Here is a 26229-nt window from a genome sequence, read left to right on the forward strand (position 1 = left end):
GGTTTGAGGAGATGATGTCATGTTGACTATTTTAGGCTTAAGAGAGTTAGTGTAACTGTGTATGTAAAGTTTTGTATCAGGATTCAACGTTTCTGATTCGAGCGGTATCACCAGTCAGATTGTAACTGGGCTGAGTGACAATTACTTGTCTAGATGGTGAAGCTGCTCCACTTTTGCGAATCCAAATCAGGGGTTTGGGGTTGAGTTTAGTTGGTTTCAAGCCTGAGATTTTCAAAGCCAGTTGTTTAGGATTACCACAAGTGGCACTCAGGAAGATAAATTGTAGTTTCTTGGAGTCGCCGCCGTAATGATCTACTGCTAGTTTAATGCGACGAATCAACCATGCCATATTTGCGCCATAGCTATCTGAAAGGGTATGAGCTTCATCAATCAGCACATAGCCCAATCGCTGATAAAAGTTTGCCCAATGCGCGGATTTCCAGGCTTGCTTGAGTTGAAAGTGGATTAATTCTGGTGTGACACCCAATATATGCGGTTCGCTCTTGAGGATTTGTTCTCGTTTTTCTGATTTGACATCTCCAGTGATCATTGCCAGTATAGGTCTGGATTGTGTTGGTATGGTAGAGAGTAGTTCAGAGATTTTGTGGAACTGGTCTAGTGCTAATGCTCGAAGTCCATAAAATGCTAATGCTCGGTGTTCTTCATTGATGCAGAGGCCGGAAGACTGGTTTCACCACCGGATGAGTGGATCAACGAACCTATTTGGTCTCTTCCCAATAACTTACCACAGGAGTTTGATCATGCTCTTACTGGTTTAATAGGGAGACAACGGGAGATTTCTGATCACAAATTGAAAATGGCTACAATCCTTTAACTTCTGCCCGGTGGAAAGACTTGATAGAAACATCGAAAGTGGATGAAAGTGAAATAGACATTAGCCCAGAGGAAGGTTGGGTTCATGTGAGTGTTTACTATCGACCTACTTTCGATAACAGGAGTCAGCACAAACCGTTTCTGTTCGCTAAGGATAAGGATAATCGGCAGTACTATATACGTCGTGATAAATTAAGGTCTGCTGACAAAAATTGGCCGCAGATAAAAATTGATGACTGTTTAGAGGTCATACCAGATCCCCAACACCAAGAAGGCGTAGCTCAACCTGTTCTCGATGCAAGAGTTGTCAGATGCTAACTAGAGATTGCAGTTACAATATCTGGCGTGACAAAATACAGATAACTTCATCAATTTTGATATCAAGTATTTAGGTAATTGTAGGTAATTGGCGGTTTACTATATTTTATAAATAAATCATTCAATGCCTACTGCCTTTTCTCAACGATAAATATTGACCCCGACTTACTTAAATAACTAATTTTGGATTTTAGGACGCAATCAAATATACAATCCAAAATCCAAAATTAGCAGTCATTTTTATGCTGATTAAGTTGGCTTTAACAATCTGCTAACACTAAGAATTGTTGGTAGTAAATCTTTACCCTCAGTACCCCTCTTAATAGACATCTCCAAATCCAGCATCATAGTTACTGCCTTAGCTAAAGCATTAATGCTTGTATTTGCTACCTCCTGACGCAAATAGTAAATGCGATTAGGATTGCTGATACTGCACAGTTGAGCTAATTCACTATCTTTCTTAACTCCAGAAACAATTGCAGATTTAACCCACAGCCAAGTTCTAAACTGCGTTAGGAGAGTAGCAACAATCACCATTAATGGTTCCGAGCGTGACAGTAAATCATTCAGCAGGTGCAAAACTTGATTGCTTTCTCCTTGACGAATAGCAGATGCCAGTTGTAGGCTATTCTGAGTCTGACATGGCACTAACTCTTTTACTTCTGCAAACTCTAGTTTTCTGCTATTACCATAGATATACAGTTTGCGTAACTCAGAGGCTGCACGGGTCATATCGTTACCAATTGCTTCTGCTAGATATTCCACTGCATCCTTTGACAGCACCAGCTTGATTTTTTTAGCCTGAGTTGCGATCGCCTTTTCAATTAAATCAGTACGCCAAGGTGGTATCAATGGAAACTCAAACAACTTGGCATACTTGACAATATGTTTGTAAATCTTTAGGCGCTTATCTACATTGGTGGCGACAAACACCAGAATTGTGAATTCAGGCACTTGAACAAGCTGCTGCAAGGTTGACAACTCAGTATCACCCCACTGCTTGAGGTGGCAATTTTCCACAATCACCAGTTTTTTACCACCAGTTAGGGAACGAGTGCGAGCTACGCTGATGGCTCGGTCAAGATGATCGGCTGGAAATCGGTGATAGCAAAGTGTGAGCCATTGAGCATCAATCTCTGCTTTGTATTGGTTGAGCTGTTCCTGGATGGCGTATTGGTCTTCACCTGTCAGCAAGACAATCATCCTTTTACCCTCCCGTTACTGCTCTTGTTGGCAGTTTTAATTAATACAGTCATTGGTTGTTGACTTTGGGTAGCTCGTTGCAGCATTTTAGCGATCGCCTCTTTACTACTTTCAAACTTATTCAGGTAAGCTGGTGTAACCTCTAAAATTGCCTTGTCACCTTGCAATTTAACGAGATTTGCATGAGCCAACAGCTTTTGATTACTAGGTTTAGCTGTATCCATCACCTGCTGCCAAATTTGAGCCAGGTTAGTAGTCTGATCTGCAACTGTTTGTAACAATTTGTTATCTACAGGTTTAGCTGTCACCTTGTTTGTGGTGTATACTCCAACTGTTGGTAGCAACTTGCCGTCATGCACAGGTTTAACAGTTAGCGTCTTGGTTGCACTGACAGGCAATAAATTAGTCATCAGATTCAGTAAGCAAACTTCTAGCCACACAGCAGCATTTACTGTGTAGCGCAGATAGTTTTCTGCTTTTTGTAACTCTGCTAGAGACAAATTAAGTGTCTCGAAATTCCAGTGATTTGCTAAAGCCTTGAGTTGAGCATAGCTAACACAACCAGTTAGCAGGGATTGCTCTTTGGATGCAGACTTGACGATCAGTAAATCTCGGTATGTTTGCAGTAAGTTGGAGAGAATCAATTTGGGTGTTTTACCAGAGTCCACTAGAAGTCTTGCTACTTGCAGCAAGTTAAAGGTGTTGTTGGTGGATATTGCCTGTAAAATTGACATTAATTCTGTTTCTGTAACACCACCAGCAATTTCCATGACATGATTGGCAGTGATATCTTCATCTAAAAGACTCACCTGACCCAGTAATTGCAGTGCATCCCGCAATCCACCATCGCTGAGTCGTGCGTTGGCGTAGCCCGCCGCAGGCATCGCTGTTAGTGCCTCATCATCAATAGAGATAGATTCTGCATCTGCTATAATACGGAGATGCTGCACAATAGTCTGAACAGACAAAGTGCGGAAATTAAACACTTGGCAACGGCTGACAATGGTAGGTAACACCTTGTGCAGTTCTGTTGTGCAGAGAATGAAAACAACATGAGGTGGCGGTTCTTCGATACACTTAAGTAAAGCATTGAAGGCGTTACCGGTTAGACAATGGCACTCATCGAGAATAAAAATTCGGTAACGTCCTGCAACAGGTGCTAAAGTACAGCGTTCAATTAAAGCACGGGCATCATCTACACCATTATTAGAAGCAGCATCAATTTCACTGACATCTAGGCTATTGCTGGTTTCAATTGAACGGCAGGATTGGCAAATACCACAAGGTTGGTCAGTTGGTTTTTTAGTGTTGAGGCAATTGAGGGATTTAGCAAATATCCGAGCAGTTGAAGTTTTACCTGTACCTCTAGAACCTGTAAACAAATAAGCTGGTGCAATTTGCAGGTATTTGACAGCATTAGTCAGAGCAGTTTTGATGTAGGGCTGTCCAACTAACTCTACTAAAATTTGGGGTCGATATTTTTGATGTAGGGCGACTGTAGACATAGGATTCATTAACCTTAATTCGTCGCCCTTACCCCTGTTAAGGGGGTGTAATTTTGACTCAAAAGTAGGCTGATTTGCTCAACTGTTCCCAGTAAGATTTACCGATACCAGAAGTTGAGTACGCCTAATTATTTAAACGTTGAAACAGGTGGAGAAGTTTATGGAATTTACAACCGATCTATAGCCATTTTAGAATTCATATCCTTGGATCATAAAACGCTAAATTTCTCTTTTTTGCCTGCCTCCTTAAGCAGTAGCGAATTTTGTTAAACCTCGTTTACTGCGATGATGTAAACCCAAAACAATATCGGCTTGGGGTATTCCGGCTGATAGCAAATCATCAACAACGCATAAATTAGTTGCATCTTCTTCCACCCAAACTTTGCCGTTTTTAATGCAGAGATAGATGAGAATATGCTGTATCTGCTTTTTATCATCCCAGCCAAACCTAAACCAAAGATATTGATCTCTTTTTTCATCAAAAGCCAAGCGTTAGCGTAGCTTACCGTAGGTATCGCTTCTCTGTGTTCTCTGCGTCTGGAGTGGTTCGTTTTTTAGGATAATTTATTCCTTGGAAATCCCTTAGCAGATTCTTCTGTAGTGTTATCAGCCAGCACAGAATCAGTTTCCAACAAATAGTTCAGCGATGATCTCCCCTGCAAAGGATAAGTTAGATTAATTTTATTTTTTTTACCTATAAAACTAGAAAGGGATTACGCTTGGCACTTTTGAGTAAGCGTTTGGTTTCTTGGTCAAATTGTTTTTGTTCATCTTCATGCAAAACGTAGATTTGACGCACAATCCCCTCATCTGTTTCTACCTTTAATCTCCAAGTATCATAGTTGTTGTAACGATCCCCAAAGACATCTGTCAACAAGCACTTAGCTGATAGTTTTAATTTGTCTCCCGAAGCTTTTGTTGGTCAGGATATTGGTTTTTTAGCTAATGGTAATGGGTTTCGTGAGTTCGTGCAAGAGTTCTTTGCTGGAGATGAATCTGAAGCACTATATGAATTGAAATCCATAAGCGCAGATCGTAGCTATTTAATTGTGGCTCAAAAATATGACCAGAACAAAGCCGCATTTTTAATCGGCATTGATATCACTGAACAAAAGCGTGTAGAGGAAGAACTGAGACAAAAGACTGAAGAACTGGCAGAAATAAATCGAGTAAAGGATGAATTCCTCGCTGTCTTGTCTCATGAGTTACGTACTCCCATGCATAATCTCCACGGCTGGGCGCAACTATTGCTAAGTGAATCTGAGATGGATGAAGCACTGAAAATTGAGGGACTGGAAACGATTGAGCGGAATGCCCGTCTACAAGTTCGTTTAATTGACGATTTGTTGGATCTGGCTAGGATGCAGAAGGGCGAGATGAAGTTGGAAATCGAACTTGTTGACCTAGCAAGTGTAATTCGGTCAGCAGCAGATACTATTCGATTGTCAGCCGAAACAAAGGGCATTCAAATTCAGTTACATCTTGATGCTACTGTGTCTAACGTTTTAGGTGATGCCATTCGTTTACAACAGGTGGTTTGGAATTTGCTTTCAAATGCAATCAAGTTTAGTTCCAAGAATGAAAGTGTAACGGAAATTCTTAGGTGTTCGTCTTTCTATAAAGTTTTCACGCAGTCCATATTTTTTGTTTAACTCAATTCTTCGCTTCTCATACCAACTTGCATCAAATTCAGCTAAAGCAAGATCGATTGGTAGATTTTTGTATAAGCTGACCAGTGCGTAGGCTTCTGTGATTTGACCGTTAGCTGTTAAATTTGTAGTCCATAGCAATACATCATGTAGTATTATCAGCCATTGTTGTTCTAGGGTGAGTTGGTTCCATACGGTTTCACGTCCGGTTTCGGGAACCCTGCCACGTCCTCCCCTATACATTGCTAAACGTGTTCGCCAATTTTCACCAGATATATTAGATGGCTTGAGCAGAGATTCCCAATTTGTATTGCTTAGATCATCAATAGACGACCATTGTAATGGTTGATACTCATCCTTAAGAAATTTGATGACTCCATCATGAAAAGCCTTGATCAATTCACAACGCTCAGTAGTAATATTGAGACGTATTATAGTATCATTACTACACATCCACGGCTCAATACGGAATTGCACAAGTAGATCGCTCAAATACTCAGCTATAAGCTCTACTCCATGACCTTCCTCATCTATTATCATTTTGGCGGGTAGTTGGGAGTCTCGAATTTGCCCCAGCCAGATATACAGTTCTTTGTAAGGATCGAATGTAGATGATGTCCAAATTTGGGTGCAAATATCATTGGCTTCTATGCGGAGCAAAATCCATCCTCTGAAAACACCTTCATTGGAGGATTGCGTAAAGATTACTCTCATTAATTCAAAAAAATATCGCCATTACTCACAGACAAAATCAATTTAGCACTCTCACAGACATACGTAGCAATAATATTCAAGCAAGAATACCCCACTGATTACCTTACTATTCCCGTCAAATATCGCCTGACTAGCATGGTAGTATTTGGCGGGGAAAGTCATGGTGTGTAAGATGGCAATAGAACTGTATCCATCATCCTTTCGTTGCGACTGTGGGCATCAATCGGATTTCTTTGAGAATACCGTCTCTGATATGAAAAACATGAGCATCCGTAAACGAGTCACTTTAGGAGACTCTGAAGATAACGAACACAGAATTGTTTTTTTCAAGAGTAAGGCAATAGAGATTATTTGTCCCCAACTCGGAACCTGCACAATAATAACCGACTCACAGTAACGGGCTTTAGAGATGAGTCACCACGCCTCACTGTCAGAAGTCGATGCCCTCTTCGCCTCCCTCCACCATCGAGCCTTGAGATGATAATTGTAACATGAGTGCCATGCTGACAGAATTTACCCTCGCCAGCTTCAAAAGCTACAGTACAAGCCGATTGCCCCTTGGGTCGCTGACAGTACTAATAGGTGCAAACGCCGCAGGTAAAAGTAATGCCCTGGAAGGTCTGCGCTTTCTGTCATGGCTGGCGCAAGGACAAAAACTCTCCAGCATTCAATATGCAGTAAATAGTGCAGAGCGCGTTGTACGCGGTCGAGTAAATGATTTGTGCCATAGAGGAGAGTCAAATTTTACCATTGGTTGCTATTTGGACTCAACACAGTGGAATAAACTCGATATAACCCTCAATGTGCGTGACGGAGAACTGCACATTAGTAGTGAGCGGATCATTGGCTCGACAAGTCAACTTCCACTATATGACCTAGATCAACCCTCTCAAGGAGCAGGGACAGATGTTGGTGTCGCATATAACAACTTTACAAGGGGAAAAAACAAACCACGAGTAACGTGCAGCGATCAAATGGCTATATTCGTGCAATTAGATAGCCCTGCTCGGTTTGATGCAAAATACCCCAAATCTCAAAAGACTATTCCTGAGACTGTCCGCGAATATCAACGAGTCTTAAAGAATATCTTATTTCTAGATCCCGTCCCCGCCAGAATGCGCGAATACAGCTTCAAATCCGATAAGCGATTACTTGAAGATGGTACAAATCTTTCTAGTGTTTTATTTCGCTTGTGGGAAAACAACCCCGACAATCAACAGGCAATTCTGAACTTTATCCAAAGTCTACCAGAACAGGCTATAGATGGGCTAGATTTTCTTTTCGGCCCACGGGATGAAGTCATGGTGCGGCTAGCGGAAACCTTTGGCAAGAACCGTCGCTATTGTGAGGCGGCATTATTATCCGATGGCACTTTGCGGGTATTGGCTATAGCTGCTGCTATGCTATCGGCTACCGTTGGTAGTCTAGTGGTTATCGAGGAAATTGACAACGGTGTTCATCCCAACCGCGCCAAGCATTTACTCACCAGTATCCGGGATATTGCCGAGCGGCGGAAGTTACGGGTGCTGCTTTCTACCCACAACCCAGCCCTAATGGATGCCTTACCTGATGCGGCTCTCGGTGATGTAGTGTTTTGTTTCCGAGATCCAGAGTCAGGAGATAGCCGCCTTGTACGGCTTGGGGATATGTACGATTTCCCAAGTCTGATATCTCAGGGGCCGCTCGGTCAACTGGTAACTGCTGGGGTAGTGGATCGGTTCGTCAAGTCGCCGCACACACCTGAAGATAGAAAACAGCAAGCTATGGAATGGCTGTCTCGTTTGCAGGAGTACAGCAATGAGTAGTATCTGCCTAATAGATACCAGCATATTCCTCGAAATACTGAACGTTCCCAACTATAATCAGCATAGAGCATCAGTTCTCGAAGATTTTCAGACCTATGCTCAATCTGGCTGTACTTTTTTGTTGCCTATGGCGACGATACTTGAAACAGGCAACCACATTGCCCAGAACGGCGATGGCACAATGCGAAGGAAAACCGCCTTACGTTTTGTTAAAGAAGTTAAAGAGGCATTCACAGGCGTAGCTCCCTGGAGACCTACTACATTCCCAAACACGGCAGAGATATTGGAGTGGATTGACAACTTCCCCGATCTGGCTGGCAAAAACAAAGCTCCTAATAAGCAAGAAGGAACCAGCTTCGGTGATTTCAGCATCATTCAGGAATTTCATAAGTCCTGTAATCTCTTTCAAATGAGTGAAGTGTTTATCTGGTCACTAGACAGTGATTTACAGAATTATCACCAAAGGGGAAAATGACAATACTTAGCATCAGCATCCAGATTAGGGCGAACGCATATTGTCATTAAGAACCCTGTGTTCTCAACAAATTCTCAAATAATCGCATTAAGCAATGCTTACTGACTTATCACTCAGTTCGCTTTTTGACCGTCGTTATCTTCCTGCTTCAAAATTCTTGCATTAATTAATTTTTCTATTTTCAAATTTTGAATTATCTGAATTTAGAAAAAAGAAATGTATTTTAACCAGTGCATAACGTCTAACGTTGCTGTCCTAGTCTGAGTAGGCGGTCATTTAAGGCGATTCTTCCTAATTCAGAAATAACCTCAACTGGAACACCAACAGATGTAGCTGCTTCTGGGATTGTGACTCTGCTATTTCGCAACAGAGATAAAACTTGCTGCACTTTAGGAACAACTGGATCGCTTTTGTTGGTGTAACCCCGATTAATAGCAATTCTCAGCCCGGTTTCAATATCATCTACTCTCGCTCTGCGATTTTTATCTATTAACAGTGTCTGCTGTCCAGCGATCGCGCTACTTTCAGAAGCCGCCCCGCGTCTTAGCGCAGTGCCGGAGGCAATCGCATTTGCAATCTGAATACCAACATACCCAGTGTTTCTACGCACTTGGACAATATCGAAGTTATAGAGTCGCTTTTGTCCCGCTTGGTCTACAGTTTGGACAAGTAAGTTAGTAATGGGAGTAGTGGTAGCCCCTGGAAACTTTAACGGTTGGATTGCCCTCAGAAAGATGGTTGTAGCGCGTCCGCTTTTTAAATCTGTATCTGTGGTGTAGACCAGTCGTGAAGGATCTGCTACCAAAATGTAGGCGATCGCTTCGTCGGTTTGAGTGAAGCTAATGGGCGTAGCACGTCCTGGAGTAACTTGAACCTGAATTCTATTGCTTGTAGCCATATCCCGTTCAATTAAGCGATATGCAGGAGTTTGTGCTTGTGCATATATAACAGGTATAGTCACCCCAAACAGTATTGTGGTACTAGTAATAACAAGAGTGGCAAATAGTTTCATACCAATTTTTAATTTTGGACTAGAATTTTTGACTTATAGGCTGTTCCAGTAATCTCAAATATTAAGTTGTAGAATGTTCAGTTTGTATCTATTCAATAGCCAGGATGCTGTACATGAATTGATTCCAAATCCCAAATCATCGGCATGATAATTCTACCTTGGGCAGATGTACCTAGTGCTACCTCTTTAGTTTCCCCTACATTTGTAGGTACAGGGGTGCGATTGAGGATACCTACCATTCCTGGAGTCAAGTTATCAGTTTTACTCTCAGTGCTTTTAGAGCCAATTAAAACTGTTTGAATACCAGGGTCTTCGGGAGTGGAAATGGATGCCCTAGCTGTTGGTTTCGAGGCTGTTGGAGTTTGAGTGTTAACTGCAACTTCTGACTGAGTTTCAGCTACTTTAGAGTTACCAATTTGCGACTGTCCCAGGCTAGCTAGTTGATTCCACTGCTGGAAAGGATCGACATTACTTTCAGGCTGTCGTATTGGTGGTGAAGCTTGATAACTTAGAGGATTGGGAGAAATATACCGCACTACTGGGGGCGCAGGTTGAGAAATTCTTACAGGAGTTATTGGTGTTATGCGTGATGCAGGAGTTGTGCGCGGGGAAAAAGTCTCTTGAGGTTGAGATGGTCTTGGTTTGGGTTTATTTTGTAAGGTTGGACTTGGGGATTTAGCTGCAACAGGTTCCACTTTGAGTTGTTGCCGTTGGTCTTGAAATGCTAATCTGCTTTTAAGTTCGGCAGATTCATCCAAAACTGGTTCATCTTTTGGAGATGTAGTAGGATTTTGGACTATTTGTTTGACAGGAGGTTTAGGTTGGAGAAATCCAAACCAGATAAGTGCTACAGAGCCAATCACGATTCCGACTAAGCCAACTACCGAACCTAGTCGTACACTAGGTTTTTCTGCTAACGGTCGCTCTACCGCTCCTTCTGCATCCTGTTTCAAGCGATATTCTTCGGAAATGAGGTGATTTGCAGTAGGGTTATAACCTGCCAACAACTGCTCCTCTTCAGGGCTGATGTCATCATCAGCGACCAAAGTGGCTTGGGTAGAGCGATGATTGCCGTTAGTACTGTTGAATTCCGGCGAATAATCAGGAGAATTTTCGTTTAGGTAGTCAAATTCATGGTTTTGATTTGAATTGGTCATAATTCTACCTTTTTCCTTTAGCGTCGTTGCTGAGAATTGAACTCAACCATCTTGGTAATTTGCAGTCCAGACGATCGCACTTCATAAATTTTCTGTTCTACCAGGGGGGCTTCTTTACCTAAAGGAGATCGGGGAATCTCCACTCCTTGGACGGTAAATGTGCGGTTAAAAGAAATACGCTCATCTCTACCAGTAGTACGGTCAACTAAGATACGGGTAGGAATCATGTCTATTTCCCATTCCCCAGGTCGTACTGCTCTCGGTTCTGACAGATAGGAAATAATAGTGGTGCTGCGAAGCTGACCTGAAAAGACGGTAGTAGGAACTAATTCGGCAATCTTTGGTAGAGAAGCTTTGGCAAATTCCGGTTCTAGCAGCAGGGAAGCAAACCAAGCATTTGTGGGAATGTGCCCATTTCTACCAACTTGAATGCCTTGGTCTGGTTGATTAGTGCCAGTGAGTTTGTCATCCCAGTTAAATGTTAGGGTTGTCCAATCACTAACTAGCTTTTGAATTACAGCTGGATAACGCCAATTGCGGTCTTGCTCGGAAATGTAGATTGTCTCACCATTTACCAACTGGGCAAAGGTCGTCTTGCGATCGGCGATTTTATTGACTCTGAAAGCGGTGAATAGAGTCAACAAAAATATCAGACAGTTAAATGCAGTTAGGCAGAGAAAACAAACAGCCAGGAGGTTTTTGGCTTCTGGAAGCAGTGGAGCTTGAAGTCGTTTAATTTGCAGAGTCATACCAAATTGGCATAAGTATTATTGTTTGATAATCCTGGAACAGCCTTGTTTTAAAGGTTTTTAATCCGTCTTGGAAGTCGGCGCACCCTGCGGGATCTTGCTACAGACTTTCCGCAAAATCCAAAATTGGTATTACCCCCTGCGGAGTAGAGCAATACTGGTTGCAGTTACAATGGCACTGCTAAAAATATCGATTAAGCCTTTGACATTGGCAGAAATGCCGTTATAAATCGCCATTCCCCCACCTCCAGCTATCAATACCGCCAATACTGGTGCAAAGATGCTCAGGAAACATAAAAATGCGACATCAGATGCTAATTCAGCACCCGATTTCACCAGCACGACGGCTGCTAAACCTACTAAAATGTTGTAGCCAAGTTGAACACCAAACAAGGAAATAAACCCTGTCAGCCATGCCCAAATAGGACGACCTTGTAATGGCAGTAAAGATAAACCAACTGCGATCGGTGCAAATAATGCTGTCAGGAGTAGAGCAGCTTCCAAAATATTTACAAAGCCCCATTGCAGGGCATAGAGGATAAAGCGAATAATGGGGATGGCAGTATCTCGAAACACACTACCTGGATCGTTGGCAAACTGAACAGCAGTACCGATTTGACCAGGCAAAGTTCTATTCCAGAGAAAACTACCAAAATCTCGTAGTGGTTGGAGTGGAGATTTAGCTTGCTCTTCAGCTTTGGTAACAATTGCCTGTGCCTGGGTTTGCTTTGAGTTCCAGCATTCAACTAACTCTGTACCGACTTTTCCTTGGGGACTTCCAAAAAATAAATTATGCCATGAACAATAATGATAATCATTTTAAGTGGGTGGTGAAGGGGCAGCCCCTTCACCACCCACTTTTGTAGTAATTTGAATAATGATTGGATTTTTGAGTGTGGCAACCGATGTCTATAGTATTAACTGATTCTCTTAAAAAGTTGTTGATTGAAACTGCATTTCAATTAAAAGGTTCAGCCAAGCGTAAATTTATGGCACAGACAGTTCAGGGCTTAGGTTTAGGAGGACAAAGGCTTGCATCATCAGAATTAGGATGGAATCGAGACACAATTAGGAAAGGGACAAGAGAATTAAAAAGCGGTATTACTTGTGTTGATAACATGAGTGGTAAAGGACGTTATAAAGCAGAAGAACACCTGCCAAATCTTTTAGAAGATATAAAAAATTTAGTTGACTTCTATAGTCAAACCGATCCGAGTTTTAAAAGTCAAAGACTATATACTAGACTCAGTGCAGCCGAAGTCAGAAAGCAATTAATCGAAAAGTATGGTTACAGCGATTAAAAGTTACATACATCAGAAACAATTCGAGTCAAATTAAATAATTTAGGTTACAAGCTCAGAAGGGTCAAGAAAGTTCAACCTCAAAAAAAATCCCACAAACTGATGCAATATTTGAGCAATTTGTTCCTCTTGGGGATGACGGACTGAAATTAACACCGTTTGTGCAGCTGCTTTGTCTGGATGTCTTTTAGCTAATGTAGTTAGCGTCCGTCCTGGCCCCCTTTCAAGGGTAGGTTTTTTAGAATGTCGAAAATAGTTGAGAAAATTCTCAAGTGTTTAACGTAGTTTGGTCGTTTCAGGATTTAAGCATCGGCTGAAATAGTTAAAGTGCGAACTCTACCCTATGGGTTATCTCACAGAAGCCAGTCATCCTTGAGTATTTCTACTCAAGGATGACTGAACGAATCGCACTTAAAGCTGAGATATTAGCTAATTTAGTCCATCAGATACTGCTGGACTTGCGAAACTAATTCATTTGTCCAGTAGTTGGCGAGTTCGGCATTGGCTGCTTCTACCATTACTCTGATGACTGGTTCTGTGCCAGAGGCGCGAACCAAAATTCTGCCAGAATCGCCCATTGCAGCTTCAGCAAGAGCGATCGCTTGTTGTACAGGTTGGCAAGATTGCCATCCTAAACGGCGATCGCGATCGACAACTCGCACGTTCCGCAACAATTGCGGATAGGTTTGGAAGCTTTGATCTACTAATTCGCTCAAGGAAACACCCGCCTCTTTTACCAAAGATGCTATGTGTAATGCTGTTAACAAGCCATCTCCAGTCACGGCATAGTGACGGCAAAGAATATGACCTGATTGTTCGCCACCTAACATTGCCCCAGTGCGCTGCATTTCGGCTTGCACGTATTGGTCGCCAACTGCGGTACGAATTAAGTTACCACCAATTTGCTGCCAAGCTTTCTCAAAGCCTAAGTTGGCCATGACTGTAGATACAATCAAGTTGTCTGGCAATTGTTGGTTTTGTTGTAAGTGGCGTCCCCACAGGTAGAGAATGTAATCGCCGTTAACTTGTCTGCCAGTATTGTCTACTGCTAAGACGCGATCGGCGTCACCATCGAAGCCAAAGCCGATGTCGGCGTTGTGTTCTTGTACCGTTGCTGCCAGAATATCTAGGTGCGTGGAACCGCAGTTAACATTAATGCGATCGCCATCTGCCTCGTTATGCAAGCAGATTACCTCCGCCCCCATTTCTGTAAATACTGATGGTGCTAACCCGACTGCTGCGCCCCACGCCAAGTCTAAAACAATCTTCATTCCCTGAAGATTTAGGGCAATGTTCAAGGGTTTTTTCAACGCCGAGCTATAATCCTCCACTAACTCCAAACGTGAGTAATGCCGTCCGCAATTACTGACTCTGGCAATAGGTGATATTTTGCCACGCAGTCCCGCTTCTATTTCTGCCTGCAATATTTGCGGTAACTTCCCACCATTAGCACTAAAAATCTTAATCCCATTGTCTTCAGGGGGATTGTGGCTGGCAGAAATCATCACTCCGCCGATGGCATCAGTGACGCTGGTGAGATAGGCAACGCCAGGAGTGGGACATAATCCTAAATACCAAACCTCTAACCCCGCTGCTGTTAACCCTGCACTCAAAGCCATTGCCAGCATATCACTGGAATTTCTAGAGTCCTGTCCGAGGATGACTGGCCCTACTTGAGTAGCATGGTTACGTAAAACAATCCCCGTCCAAAAACCAACTTGCAATGCTAGGGGCGCACTCAGTAATTCTCCCACTCGTCCGCGAATTCCATCTGTGCCAAATAAGGGATTTGCTGGTAGTGAGATTAAATTCAGTCCAAAACTGCTCTCAATCCCTTTGCCCAATCCCTCAACTTCGGAAGTAGAACCCCCAGAAATGCCCGATGTCCGAGTTATAGATGAAACCATATTTTTAAACACTCCACACAATCACACTGAAAAATAAATAGCACTTAAGACTTTATTCAGCAATTTTGACATGCTTTTTCTCTTTAGAAATTCATTCTAGATCAAACCATATTTAAGTAATAATACTTAATTTATGGCTCTTTGCTTGTAAATCTTTGATAAAGTCAGTATTGGTTTTTACGTTATCAGTAAAGTCTCCACATCTTAGCTAATTATTCCTTTTATGCCCGCAACTTTAGTTTTAATTTTTATCTGTGTTAGTTCACACTTTGCAATGCTATCAACCAAGAAGTATGTAATAAATATTACTCTGATTTCATCACAAAAACTTTTCAGCAATACTGAAAATGAAAGCAAGATTCAGCTAATAACAACAAAAAATCAAAATACTGAAATCTAAAGTTCTGTTCTCTTCGGCTTGTTGGTGTGTAAAAAACGACAAAATCATCGCAGCTTAAAAAATTTTAATATAAATTCTCATCAAATAGTTTTAAGGTAACGTTTTAATGGCTTTTTTAGCCGTTCGGAAATTAAAACTCCGGCAGTTAACTTTTTAAAGTTGAGAAATTTAGCATGAGCAGCAATTTAGCAACCAAATTACGTGTAGGCACTAAGAAAGCCCACACGATGGCAGAAAATGTAGGTTTTGTCAAGTGCTTTTTAAAAGGAGTAGTGGAAAAAAACTCTTACCGGAAACTAGTTGCTAACTTCTACTTCGTCTACTCAGCGATGGAAGAGGAAATGGAAAAGCACCGCCAGCATCCAATAGTTTCTAAAATTAACTTTCCTCAGTTAAATCGCAAGCATACCCTAGAGCAAGACCTGAGTTATTACTTTGGTGCAAACTGGAGAGAGCAAATCAAACTATCTCCGGCGGGTGAAGCTTATGTACAGCGCATCCGAGAAATCTCTGCTACAGAACCAGAATTGTTAATCGCCCATTCATACACTCGTTACATAGGTGACTTATCCGGGGGACAAATTCTCAAAAATATTGCTGTAACAGCGATGAATTTGTCTGATGGACAAGGAACAGCCTTTTATGAGTTTCCAGAAATTACTGATGAGAAGGCATTCAAAGCCAAATATCGGCAAATTTTGGATGAATTACCCCTTGACGAGGCGGCAACCGATCGCATCGTTGATGAAGCTAACGCCGCTTTTGGCACGAACATGAAGCTGTTCCAGGAATTAGAAGGCAATTTAATTAAGGCGATCGGTGTGATGCTGTATAATAGTCTCACACGGCGTCGTACACGTGGTAGTACTGAACTCGTTACTGCTGAGTAATCATGTTGAGATTGCGGAGTATGGTGTGTGGAGTCATAAGTTCAGATAGCCTGATGAAGGATAATTCATAGGTGTTTCTGGCGAAAGAGCGATCAACGCTCAAAATATTTAGGGGCAATAGCCCTGTGACTGCTTTTTATTTGTGAAAGCAAGCATGGGGAGATTGCCCCTCAATTATGATTGAAGGAGTCAACTACCTCAGACCTGAATCCTTAGAGGATGTTTGAAAAGTCCTTAGTGATGTATCAAATACTCTTAGATCCCCCTAAATCCCCCGATAAATTGGGGGACTTTGATTCCGTTTCCCCCCTTTTTAAGGGGGGCTAGCGTTTCCCCCCTTTTTAAGGGGGGCTAGGGGGGATCGATAAGTGCCTAATATCACAGCCGACCACTTTTCAAACAACCTCTTACAGAACTTTTATGTGTCGGCTAAACTGTTCCTCAACAAAATAGCTGCTAGAAAATTCACTTGCAAAAGAAACTTGATGAAAGTGATAATCTAGATTCAGCAAATTATAGACAAGTCTTAAAAAATAATCATCTATCCAGAAATCTACATCAAATAGTGAAATACCATATTTTCCTTCCAATCTGCGATTTAAAGTTTTCAGTAACCAAGACCATTGAGGTTTGAGAGTCGGATCGATGCGATTCCCAAATACAGGATTAAAAAACTGATTTACTTGAGTTGTTCTCACATCAATCACTTGAGTTAATAAATCTGCTGCCTTGATTGGAGATGAATTAAACCAATAGTTAGCAACCACTAAATCATGTAAATAAGCAACTACAATTTTAGGATTTTCTTTAATGAACTGCGAGCGACAAACAATTCCTCTGATTGATGGAATTCTTAAACTAATTGTTTGAGATAGAGGCAGCTTTCTCACAAAAGCATAAGCTTCTAAAATTGAGGCAAAAGTGTGACAACATACGTAAGCATCTATAGTTTTATTTGCCAAACTCTTACTTGCTCTACGAGGATCTTCATTCACTAATCTGCAATCTTTACTGACATCCAGATCATAGAGGTCAAAAAGAGTAATGATGAACCTATGGGCATTGGAACCAAATAAGGTAGAAATTCGTTTACCTTTTAGATCCTGGATAGTGTTTATAGAAGAATCTTTATGCAAAACAATATTTATATCTTGACCCAAAAGATTATACGAAGCAATCCCAATTAATTTAGAACCAAAACTTAAATCATCAAAAAATTGGCTACCATTATTCAAGAGAGAAATATCATCTAAAATACAAATATCTAGTTCTCCCCGCTTCATCTGTCGGTTCATTTGTTCTCCAGAAGCAAAGGGCAGAATTTGTAACTCGAAATCTCGATTAATTTCAATATTTTTGAAAATAGCCTGTTCAAGTGATGATGCTCTCTGTAAATCAGAAATATACTTAGTTCCATATCCAGCAATAAACTGTCCTATAGAATCTCTCTGAATACCTATCCTCAGAATATTTTCTTCTTGGGAATAACAGCTACCTAAAAATAGATTGACGTTGGGCAAACTTTCTAACTTATCTGGATCTAGTCTAAAACTTCTCACCAAACCCTCTGCGGATATTAACAATTCACTAAAGCGAGGAACATGAAGATAAATTCCATATTCATTAACATCTTGAATCGGAAAAGTTAGGACTTGGTATTGAGATATTATATCAGCTTGACAAAAGTCAGGTAAAATCGTTAGCTTTTGATTTTTATCAGCGTACTTTAGTACATCTTGATAACTGTGTAGCACTTGTACACCACTTAATTTGTTCATCAAAAACTCATTTTTAGATAGTTCCTGATAAACCTCGTCTAAAAGCACAACATCAGCCAGATCAATATCATTTATTTTCACTAGGCTATGCTCATTGAGATATTTACTTGCCCCAAAGGAAACCAACAGCATTTTATGAGTTTTTAATCTAGTGCAGTGGTGTTCTTCTTTATATCCAGCGCAACTGTTAAGCAGAAGATCCATTTCTATGAGTTGAAAGTTGGAAAAAAATCTGCTATTTTTAACCGCAATCTCTTTAAGATTTCTACCTGGAAAGCAAAGCTGAAATCGCTGCAAATATTGTTTGAGCCAGACTTCTAAAATTAAATTAGTAGCCCCCAATATCAAATCTTCGCCCTCAGCGCTAAAAGTTGCCTGAAATTCTTCTTGCAGATTTTCTACAGTTTCTACGAGATTAAGTGTCTGGGAAATCAATTTTCTGCCTTTATTAGTCAAGCATATAGAGCCAGGTGAGCGATTTAGGAGAATTACTCCGAAACAATCCTCTATTTGTTTGACTTTTTTACTAATTAGTGCCTGACTGTAACCTAGTTTTTCTGCTGCTTTAGAGAAGCTACCACAGTCATCGACTGCTTTTAAGATTTTGAGGTGATTTAGGGTAATATCTTCGAGTTTAATCTTATTCATGCTAGGTAAGGCAAGATTTTTAATTACAAGGCAATTAAGCTACTTTGCTGTCTATATTCGGAAATAACTAGTTTGTGGAAGCGAATAGTATCTTCCAACATAGATTCAAATTTCAGTACTATTAAGTCAACGCCAACGGCTTCGTATTCTTTCAGGCGGTTGATAACAGTATAGCGATCGCCAACCAGTTGAGCAGATAAACCGAGATTGGCTTCAATGGTTTGACTAATATCTAGTTTGTTGTGGGCAACTACATTCGGATCGATTTGCTCTTGAAAGTATTTGATTTGCTGCTGATCCGCAGAACGATAAATCGCTTCTAATCTGGCTTCGGCTTGGGCTGTATTTTCACCAACGATCGCAAAGGCACTCATTGCTACTTTAATCTGACGCCCGTAGCGATCGCTAGCCAATCTTTTCACTTTCTGCACCAATGCTGCCGTTTTTTCTGGTTCATCAGCATTGATGAATAGATAATCTCCCTGACGAGCCGCTAGGTTAATCGCCCTGTCTGATTCCCCAGCGATGAAAATGGGTGGTGTTGGTGTCGGCTGATCTGCGAGAATACCACCTTTAATAGTGTAGTATTTGCCAAGATAATTAAAGCCTTCAACTGTCCACAGCCCCTTGATTACATCAATGTATTCTTCTAATCGTGCGTAGCGATCGCTGTGAGGTAGCCAGATATCTCCATAGCTTTCTACTTCTAATTTCCACCAACCTGCAATACCACTGAGAGCAAATCTGCCGTTACTAAGCTGATTTTGAATGTTTGCACTCAAATTGGCAATTACCGCAGGCAGTTTAAAACCAGGTTGTACAGCCGCAACAATCTTGATATTCTTGGTGTTCAAACTTGCTAAAGCTGCTGTAATCCAAGCCTCAGCGACATTATAGTTAGGCCCATGAACTGCATTTAAGTAATGTTCAGGAATGTAATAGAAGTCATAACCTAACTCGTCTGCCTGAACTGCCAGCTTTACCAAATCTTCTGTGGATAAATTAGCTTCATGGTTGACAACCCGCAACCATCCACCACAGACCGGCGACCAAATTCCAAACTGAAGTGGCATAAATGTTTTTCCTGTGCTTTTTTTTACGAGCTATTAAGCAAACTACGGTAGCTACATATTTTTACCGTAATTTAGTAGTTCACACTACCACATTTATTTCTGCTGTGTATAGTTGCAGATAACAGATGAGAAGCATTTATTTATCACGATCTGGAATAGTATCGATACTTTGTCGAGTCCTGATTCCTGATTGCTCTGACTGAATCAGGATAATAGCCAGCAAGTATAAAAAATAATTAAATACTCAGGAAAACTGGGCAGTATTCCAAAATGGAATATGGAAATGGAATTTAAGTATATCGAGTCACGACATCAGAAAAATTGTTGTGATAAAGTCTGATTCATTAAAAACTACGGTAGCACAGTCGAGTTATGGTATATTATTGCCATCAGAGAATTGTCTGCTTGTAAACTCAAAGTAGTTTGCAACCACTCTCAAGCTTTCGATTTTGACTAAAATCTTGCCCGATCAAGTTTTAGCTGATTTGTTAGTGATAACAAATTAGGCTTTGTTGCTTCACTTGCAAACTTAGACAAATAACGAATGGCACGCTTGTAAAGCCTAAAGGCATGTGTCGCCTCGTTCCCAGCCTCTAGGCTGGGAATGTATTCTCATAGGCTCTGCCTCCCGTCATACTGGAGGCGGAGCCTCCCAGAATCGGTTCCCAGCCTGGAGGCTGGGAACCAGTCAGGGCAAGGGCTATATCTTTTCTTAGTGCCATTAGACAAATAACCAAGCAGTTTCAATTACAAACGTACAATTATGGTAGATATTAAGTTCGCATACTGGATTCCCAACGTTAGCGGTGGGTTAGTTGTTAGTAAAATTCCCCAACGCACAGATTGGACTTACGAATATAATGCTCAACTAGCTCAGACGGCTGAAGAAGTTGGATTTGAATATGCTCTAGCACAAGCCAGATTTATCGCCAGCTATGGCGCTGAGTACCAGCTAGAGGCATTAACAACTGTGTCAGCCCTGGCTCCAGTCACCAAGAAATTGAAGTTGATTGCAGCAGTTCACCCTGGATTGTGGCATCCGGGAGTAGTTGCCAAAATCGGTGCCAGTATTGATTTTCTCTCTAACGGTCGGTTTGCTCTGAATGTAGTTAGCGGCTGGTTCAAAGATGAATTCACTATATATGGTGAACATTGGTTAGACCATGACGAACGCTATCGTCGTTCCGAGGAATTTATCCGCGTTCTCAAAGGTTTGTGGACTGAGGAGGAGTTTCACTTTAAGGGCGACTTTTATCGCATCAATGGCGGTTGGGTGAAGCCTAAACCAATTAATCAGAATCCACACCCGGAGATATTTCAAGGTGGTAACTCCAAGGCAGCACGGCGGATGGCTGGCCGCGTCTCTGATTGGTATTTTATGAATGGTAACACCATAGAAGGGGTGCGATCGCAGATTGAAGAAGTGTCTGAATTAGCGAGTCTTGAAGGACGCAAAATTAAGTTTGGTCTGAATTCCTTTATCATTGTGCGAGATACGGAAGCAGAAGCCCATGAAGTATTGCGCGATATTATTGCCCAAGCTGATGTAGAGGCAGTGAAAGGATTTGGCGAAGCGGTGAAACAGGCGGGATCTTCTACTCGTGAACGTGAGGGAATGTGGGCGAATTCTAATTTTGAAGACTTGGTGCAGTATAACGATGGCTTCCGATCAGGCTTGATTGGTACGGCTGAACAAGTAGCTGAAAAGATTCGCCAGTTCCATGAAATAGGAGTTGATCTAATTCTCGGCGGCTTCTTACACTACACAGATGATTTACCTGCATTTGGTAAGACAGTAATTCCGCTTGTGCGCGAACTTGAAGCCCATCGTCGGACAGCTGATGAGTTGGTTGGGGTGTAGATTGACAGCAACATACTTTGTGGATGGAAGCTGTTGTAGATAACATCCCCAGTCTCCACTCCCCAGTTCAAAGACAAATATTTTGCATTGTTTCATAGTAGTGGCGATTATCAGTCACTCAATCACAATCAAGGAGTTTTACTATGACATCAGTAATTAATACCGAACAGAAGGCGCATATTATTCAAGATGATCGAGAAGCGATCGCGATCGCTCACGAACTAGCAGCTGAGTTTGCTAAGGGAGACTCAGAGCGCGATCAAGAGCGGCGTTTGCCTGCTGAAGAAGTGCAAAAGTTCTCCCAGAGTGGATTATGGGGGATTACAGTTCCTAAAGAGTATGGCGGGGCTTTTGTATCGAGTGCCACCCTGGCAGAAGTAATTAAAATCATCTCCGAAGCTGACTCTAGCCTCGGTCAAATTCCTCAAAACCACCTCTACATGGTGGAAGCAGTTCGGTTGGATGGTACAGATGAGCAGAAGAAGTTCTTCTTTGATTTGGCTCTACAAGGCAAGCGCTTCGGTAACGCCTTCTCGGAAATTGGCACTAAGTCTGTCAACGATGTCCAGACAAAGTTAGAACCAGATGGATCTGACTTCGTACTCAACGGACGCAAATATTACTCTGCTGGGGCACTACTGGCACATTGGGTTCCCGTCATTGCCAGTAATCCAGATGGTAAAACAGTGGTGGCATTTGTCGAAAGAGATGCCCCAGGATTAACTCTACTCGATGACTGGACGAGCTTTGGACAGCGTACCACTGCTAGCGGCACTACCATTATTGAAAATGTGAAAGTTAAGGCAGAACACGTGATTCCGCACTACTTAGCCTTTGAGAGGGCTACTCCAATGGGTGCGATCGCGCAAATCATCCAAGCCGCCGTAGACGTGGGAATTGCTAAAGCCGCAGTCCGTGACACCATCCACTTTGTCCGTAAATATACCCGTCCTTGGGTTGACAGTAATTTAGAAAAAGGCTACGAAGACCCCCTGACGCTCTATAACTTAGGCAATGTCCAAATTCAGGTTCACGCTTCTGAAGCATTGCTGCGTCGTGCAGGCGAATTTCTTGACATCGCTAACGAGTCAGGTTTAGAAGAACTCAAGGTAGTTGAAGCATCAATTGCAGTTGCTGAAGCCAAAGCCTTAGCCACCGAAGCAGCATTACTAGCTACCAACAAATTGTTTGAACTAGCAGGAACTAAGTCCACATTGGAGGAATTCAACTACAATCGCCACTGGCGAAATGCCCGCGCTCACACACTCCACGATCCTGTACGTTGGAAGTACTACGCTGTTGGTAACTACTTCCTCAATGGTGTTTATCCCCCGCGCCATCCTTGGTTGTAATTGCTGCATTCTCTATTGGGGTAAGGCATTGACAGGGAAGATTTACCTGAATGCTTTGCCCCCGATCGATTCAACATTATTTAAGTTGATACTATGAGCATTGCAAACCCAACCCAGAGGCGGAGCATTTGGAAAAGTCAGCCATTTAAGGGACTAATTTTCATTGCTATAATTGCTGTCATTAGCTATATTTTTGAACTCATCTTTGGTCAAATTATTCAGCTAAATGTGGGAACAAAATTGACTTACATCACTATATGCTTCGTCTGGTGGTGGCATCTAGGTTTTTCCCTCAACGGCTATCCAGGATCTCGCTTTTCTTCTACCCGATTTGGACGAGGAACAGTGAATTTAGTAGTGCTGTTTGCGCTAGTTTATATTACTGGAGAAGCTTGGAAATTTATCTCTGCAAAGGCAATACTCACTGATACACCCGTTGGCTTGTGGGGACAGACAGCAATCATTGCCGCCGCCGCCAGTTTGTTCTTTTTTGATAACACGATTGTCGTCACGGAGGAAGTACGTAACTGGCATCCAGTGAGCGGCTTGATCAATATCTTTTTTGCCGTCTTCTTTATTGCCCCTGCACTTACCTTTTTGCCACAAATGTGGGGACTTCAACCCTTTTACATTCCTTGGTATTGGTATCCTTGTTCGACAGTGTTCGGCAGTTTCTTTGAACGTTGGCCTTTAAGCAAACTAGAACTAGGAATGCCGCGTTTGGGGTTACTGCATACAGGTATTATTTTGTTACTCACTCTGATTACAGAATTATTCCTCAAGCAGTTAGGAATGGATTTGTTTACAACAACGACAGGGCCAACCTTTGCAGCTATTTGGACAACTGTTGGTTTAGGATTTGTTTGGCAATTCAATATGTGGCCTTTCAGAGAGTTGTCACAGCCCACAAAAGGTATAGTTGCATCTGTTGCTAGTTTAATAATTTCAGTCTTGTTGTATCTGGTAACAGTATCCCTCGTAGGTCAGGAAAATATTATCCAAGGACTTTACTGGTGGTTTAATATCCTTTGGGTTCAAGTATTCTTAATGGCTCCAGGATTATACGATGGAATTAGCCTTTGGCAGGATGTGCCACCACTAGTTGAGGAACAACAACCCCTGAGCTTGAATCGTGGAGGGCGTTAAGATAATTCGTAATTCGTAATTCGTAGTTAAGAATTCAATTACGAATTATGCATTAGCTATAGGAATCATATTTGATTTCTGAAAAAATCTCGGTAGTCTTGTAATGGACTGTCATGGCTTTAATGTTGCAAAAAAAATGTAGGTTGGGTGGAGGCTTTGCGTAACCCAACATCCAAAGAGTTTGGTATTGTTGGGTTTCACTTCCCTACGGGACGCTACGCGAACGTTTCACCCAACCTACATTTATTTTTCTCCTCCCAGAATGACATTAGAGGGATAACGTTGCTGAGATGATTCAAAACGTGAAGGTTGTCCTGACAGTGCCAATTACCGCATCCTGATTATCATTGTTTTGAGCAGGAGCCGTGATCCAAATTACGCCAGGGGTGATGGCAATGTTATCTGTAAGCTGATACTTGTAAAAACCTTCAATGTGTAACGATAAATCGTTTGCAGGTGCAGGATTACCACCCCGATAAGGTTCTGCACCCACAACAACACCACCAAGGTTGCCTTGTTTACCTAAATCTGGGAATGCCAATCCCAGAGCATAGTACCAAATATCTGCACTACCACTACCTGCCAGATTCTTGGCGTTAGTGTAGCCAAAGAACCCATTGACTGCAAATCGAGGACTAAATTTATAGAAAGCTTCGACTCCGTAGGAGTTGGTAATCATCCGCTCAAATGGAGTATTGGCTTGTTCTGTTCCGACCAGTGTAAAACCACTACCCAGGTCAAATATTGCTCCCCGATTTTGGTAGGCATTTATGTATGTCAAACCAATGCCAGAGTTATTGTTGGGGTTCCATGCTATTTGTCCAAATGCGCTATATTGACCATTAACAAAACCGCTGTCTGGCTGAGGATTGGCATGATCTCCTGCTAAGTAAGCCAAACTCAATACCAATTGGTCACTTAATCGATAATTGAATCCCCCACCGGCACCACCACCAATACGATAGATAGGACTAGAGGAAGCAAATTCTGTCAAAGCGCGACCACCGCCTGTAGCACTATCGAGATAGGGACTCAGAGTAGGAACAAAATCAAAAAATACTCCGTTTATTGCTCCTATGTAAGCATCGATTTTGCTGCCAACTGGGAAGTAGTAAGAGAGCCAATCTACAGATAGGTTGTTGTTACTAGGAGCAAGATTGAAGGTTTGCAAACCTTCGGCTGAACTACCAGGAAGCTGCAAAATAGTAGTGTTTCCACCAGTTAGACGAGTATTTAGAGTGTCTTTACCTGTAAAGCTAGTTTTCAAAACTAGGCGAACTCTATCTTGAAAAACTGTATTTTCACCATTAACTGAGCCTTGGAAGGCATTCGTAATCACAAAGATGGCTTCCGCAGAAAGCTTTGTAGTTGTAGAAAACTGATTTGCTTCTAGTTCCGCAGTCCTAGCTTCTAAATTATCAACGCGACCCCGTAAAGTTGCTAGTTCAACAGTAAATTCTTCTTGCAGTCTTTGTAGGGTAGTCAAGTTTTGTTTGGTAACTAAGTCAGATGTAGCTGTTGCAATTAGCTCGTTGATCCGAGATAAACAAGCATTTAAACCTGCTGCAAATTCATAGCGAGTGATGGCGCGGTTTCCCCGATAAGTACTATTTGGATAGCCTGCAATACATCCATAACGCTCAACTAAAGACTGGAGTGCAAGAAACGCCCAATCAGTTGGCTGCACATCTGAAAACTGAGATACAGATGTTACCTGAGACATACTGTTTATCTGTTGGACATTTGCATCAGTATTAATTGCAGGAATTTTGGGCGTTTGTGCGATGGTTGTTACCGAGGAATTATCCCCGAAATTGGCCATGCTTACAGCGGGCTGTGCGATCGCAATTGGTATATTTGTTTGAGTCTTAGTCACAGCCACGAATTTCCTGTCTTCAGCATGGGTCGATGTGCTGCCTAGCAAAGTAGCCCCCAAAATCATCGATTCTATGAATAAATTATGAAATGAACGATTGAACATTTCTATCACTCCTCACATTTTTGGTTTGAAAATTTTAGTGAAAGTCATCAGACATTTCAGTGACTTGTCAAGCTAAAAACTCATGACTAGCCAGGGTAATGTTGAATTAATCTAATACGCGAAAGTTTTCACTAATATCGCTACACTTCGAGATATAACCAGATAGCTCAGTGAATTTATGGCTTTTTTTCTGCATATTTAAGTGTAGAAAAGACTTGTTTACACATAAATATAATTCCTGTACAAACTGCTCTATTTGCTTGGAAAATATCTATATATGTGTAAAAAATTTCTGTAAAATTACAGATAAATCTGAACTGATCGGCACTTAACTAGAAACTACTATACAACTATCAAGTTCAAGTAGATTAGTGTATTCAAATTAATAATATTGCATAGATATTCTGAAAATACAAGTAAATGATAAAAAATGTTCTCAAATTTTTATTCTGCTTTAATCTCAAGAAAATA

23 protein-coding genes and 1 pseudogene are annotated in these 26229 nt (G+C 41.6%); 9 read left to right on the forward strand and 15 right to left on the reverse strand.

Translation table 11 applies throughout. From position 1 onward, the window contains the following. Positions 1–76: 76 nt before the first annotated feature. The gene (locus V7K62_RS25155) at positions 77–670 is read right to left on the reverse strand and encodes a DEAD/DEAH box helicase (RefSeq protein WP_334869359.1); all 594 of its coding nucleotides are present in this window, start codon (positions 668–670) and stop codon (positions 77–79) included. A 203-nt stretch (positions 671–873) separates the two neighbouring features. On the opposite strand from V7K62_RS25155, the gene V7K62_RS25160 reads away from it, so the two are divergent. After that, positions 874–1152, forward strand: a complete 279-nt coding sequence (locus V7K62_RS25160; protein WP_334868886.1) for a hypothetical protein — start codon at positions 874–876, stop codon at positions 1150–1152. A 249-nt stretch (positions 1153–1401) separates the two neighbouring features. Here V7K62_RS25160 and holA read toward each other — a convergent pair whose 3' ends face one another. From holA to V7K62_RS25180, 4 genes are all read right to left on the reverse strand, one after another. After that, positions 1402–2355, reverse strand: coding sequence for a DNA polymerase III subunit delta (gene holA, locus V7K62_RS25165; RefSeq protein WP_334868888.1), 954 nt, complete (start codon positions 2353–2355; stop codon positions 1402–1404). After that, positions 2352–3869 (reverse strand): DNA polymerase III subunit gamma/tau, encoded by a 1518-nt coding sequence (dnaX, locus tag V7K62_RS25170; protein ID WP_334868890.1) that lies wholly within the window; start codon positions 3867–3869, stop codon positions 2352–2354. Before dnaX ends, holA begins: the two co-directional genes overlap by 4 nt. A gap of 237 nt (positions 3870–4106) precedes the next feature. After that, entirely contained in the window at positions 4107–4349 is a 243-nt protein-coding gene (locus V7K62_RS25175; RefSeq protein ID WP_334868892.1) for an element excision factor XisI family protein, read from the reverse strand. A gap of 205 nt (positions 4350–4554) precedes the next feature. Further along, positions 4555–4737 (reverse strand): hypothetical protein, encoded by a 183-nt coding sequence (locus V7K62_RS25180; RefSeq protein WP_334868894.1) that lies wholly within the window; start codon positions 4735–4737, stop codon positions 4555–4557. A 22-nt stretch (positions 4738–4759) separates the two neighbouring features. Between V7K62_RS25180 and V7K62_RS25185 the strand changes: the two genes are divergently transcribed. Further along, positions 4760–5512: a PAS domain-containing sensor histidine kinase gene (locus tag V7K62_RS25185; RefSeq protein ID WP_334868896.1), complete on the forward strand. Its 753-nt coding sequence runs from the start codon at positions 4760–4762 to the stop codon at positions 5510–5512. On the opposite strand, the gene V7K62_RS25190 is transcribed toward V7K62_RS25185, so the two are convergent. Continuing rightward, entirely contained in the window at positions 5411–6169 is a 759-nt protein-coding gene (locus tag V7K62_RS25190) for a hypothetical protein (protein WP_334868898.1), read from the reverse strand. The genes V7K62_RS25185 and V7K62_RS25190 overlap by 102 nt on opposite strands. A gap of 545 nt (positions 6170–6714) precedes the next feature. Here V7K62_RS25190 and V7K62_RS25195 point away from each other — a divergent pair. Both V7K62_RS25195 and V7K62_RS25200 read left to right on the forward strand, forming a co-directional pair. Continuing rightward, the gene (locus V7K62_RS25195) at positions 6715–8028 is read left to right on the forward strand and encodes an AAA family ATPase (RefSeq protein WP_334868900.1); all 1314 of its coding nucleotides are present in this window, start codon (positions 6715–6717) and stop codon (positions 8026–8028) included. Next, positions 8021–8503, forward strand: a complete 483-nt coding sequence (locus V7K62_RS25200) for a hypothetical protein (RefSeq protein ID WP_322670556.1) — start codon at positions 8021–8023, stop codon at positions 8501–8503. Before V7K62_RS25195 ends, V7K62_RS25200 begins: the two co-directional genes overlap by 8 nt. A gap of 241 nt (positions 8504–8744) precedes the next feature. Here V7K62_RS25200 and V7K62_RS25205 read toward each other — a convergent pair whose 3' ends face one another. The 4 genes from V7K62_RS25205 to V7K62_RS25220 form a co-directional block, all read right to left on the reverse strand. Then, positions 8745–9515 carry a hypothetical protein gene (locus tag V7K62_RS25205; protein WP_334868903.1) on the reverse strand — a complete coding sequence of 257 codons (771 nt, stop codon included), beginning with the start codon at positions 9513–9515 and terminating at the stop codon, positions 8745–8747. Positions 9516–9607: 92 nt separating this feature from the next. Then, positions 9608–10672, reverse strand: a complete 1065-nt coding sequence (locus tag V7K62_RS25210) for a hypothetical protein (protein WP_334868905.1) — start codon at positions 10670–10672, stop codon at positions 9608–9610. Positions 10673–10689: 17 nt separating this feature from the next. Continuing rightward, a complete protein-coding gene (locus tag V7K62_RS25215) occupies positions 10690–11421 on the reverse strand; it encodes a hypothetical protein (RefSeq protein WP_334868907.1) in 732 nt (243 codons plus the stop codon). Between the two features lie 132 nt (positions 11422–11553). Beyond that, on the reverse strand, positions 11554–12048 hold the full coding sequence (locus V7K62_RS25220; protein ID WP_334868909.1) for a hypothetical protein: 495 nt from the start codon (positions 12046–12048) through the stop codon (positions 11554–11556). A 284-nt stretch (positions 12049–12332) separates the two neighbouring features. Between V7K62_RS25220 and V7K62_RS25225 the strand changes: the two are divergent. After that, positions 12333–12841 (forward strand): annotated as a pseudogene (locus tag V7K62_RS25225) (ISAzo13-like element transposase-related protein); the annotation flags it as partial. Between the two features lie 315 nt (positions 12842–13156). Here V7K62_RS25225 and glmM read toward each other — a convergent pair. Next, positions 13157–14629: a phosphoglucosamine mutase gene (gene glmM, locus V7K62_RS25230; RefSeq protein WP_334868911.1), complete on the reverse strand. Its 1473-nt coding sequence runs from the start codon at positions 14627–14629 to the stop codon at positions 13157–13159. Positions 14630–15202: 573 nt separating this feature from the next. On the opposite strand from glmM, the gene V7K62_RS25235 reads away from it, so the two are divergent. Then, positions 15203–15919, forward strand: a complete 717-nt coding sequence (locus tag V7K62_RS25235; protein ID WP_334868913.1) for a biliverdin-producing heme oxygenase — start codon at positions 15203–15205, stop codon at positions 15917–15919. Positions 15920–16326: 407 nt separating this feature from the next. On the opposite strand, the gene V7K62_RS25240 is transcribed toward V7K62_RS25235, so the two are convergent. From V7K62_RS25240 to V7K62_RS25250, 3 genes are all read right to left on the reverse strand, one after another. Then, positions 16327–18345, reverse strand: coding sequence for a LysR family transcriptional regulator (locus V7K62_RS25240; RefSeq protein WP_334868914.1), 2019 nt, complete (start codon positions 18343–18345; stop codon positions 16327–16329). Positions 18346–18368: 23 nt separating this feature from the next. Continuing rightward, positions 18369–19418, reverse strand: coding sequence for an LLM class flavin-dependent oxidoreductase (locus V7K62_RS25245; protein ID WP_334868916.1), 1050 nt, complete (start codon positions 19416–19418; stop codon positions 18369–18371). Between the two features lie 593 nt (positions 19419–20011). Beyond that, entirely contained in the window at positions 20012–20140 is a 129-nt protein-coding gene (locus V7K62_RS25250; protein ID WP_334868918.1) for a hypothetical protein, read from the reverse strand. 41 nt (positions 20141–20181) lie between these two features. Between V7K62_RS25250 and sfnG the strand changes: the two genes are divergently transcribed. The 3 genes from sfnG to V7K62_RS25265 all read left to right on the forward strand — a co-directional run bounded on the left by sfnG (position 20182) and on the right by V7K62_RS25265 (position 23777). Further along, positions 20182–21279 carry a dimethylsulfone monooxygenase SfnG gene (sfnG, locus tag V7K62_RS25255; protein ID WP_334868920.1) on the forward strand — a complete coding sequence of 366 codons (1098 nt, stop codon included), beginning with the start codon at positions 20182–20184 and terminating at the stop codon, positions 21277–21279. Between the two features lie 143 nt (positions 21280–21422). Continuing rightward, positions 21423–22631 carry an SfnB family sulfur acquisition oxidoreductase gene (locus V7K62_RS25260; protein ID WP_334868922.1) on the forward strand — a complete coding sequence of 403 codons (1209 nt, stop codon included), beginning with the start codon at positions 21423–21425 and terminating at the stop codon, positions 22629–22631. Between the two features lie 93 nt (positions 22632–22724). After that, positions 22725–23777 (forward strand): hypothetical protein, encoded by a 1053-nt coding sequence (locus V7K62_RS25265; RefSeq protein ID WP_334868924.1) that lies wholly within the window; start codon positions 22725–22727, stop codon positions 23775–23777. 295 nt (positions 23778–24072) lie between these two features. Here V7K62_RS25265 and V7K62_RS25270 read toward each other — a convergent pair whose 3' ends face one another. Next, positions 24073–25758 carry an iron uptake porin gene (locus tag V7K62_RS25270; RefSeq protein ID WP_334868926.1) on the reverse strand — a complete coding sequence of 562 codons (1686 nt, stop codon included), beginning with the start codon at positions 25756–25758 and terminating at the stop codon, positions 24073–24075. Positions 25759–26229 lie beyond the last annotated feature (471 nt).

Origin of the sequence: Nostoc sp. (genome assembly GCF_036917935.1) — a bacterium.
Classification (GTDB): domain Bacteria; phylum Cyanobacteriota; class Cyanobacteriia; order Cyanobacteriales; family Nostocaceae; genus Nostoc.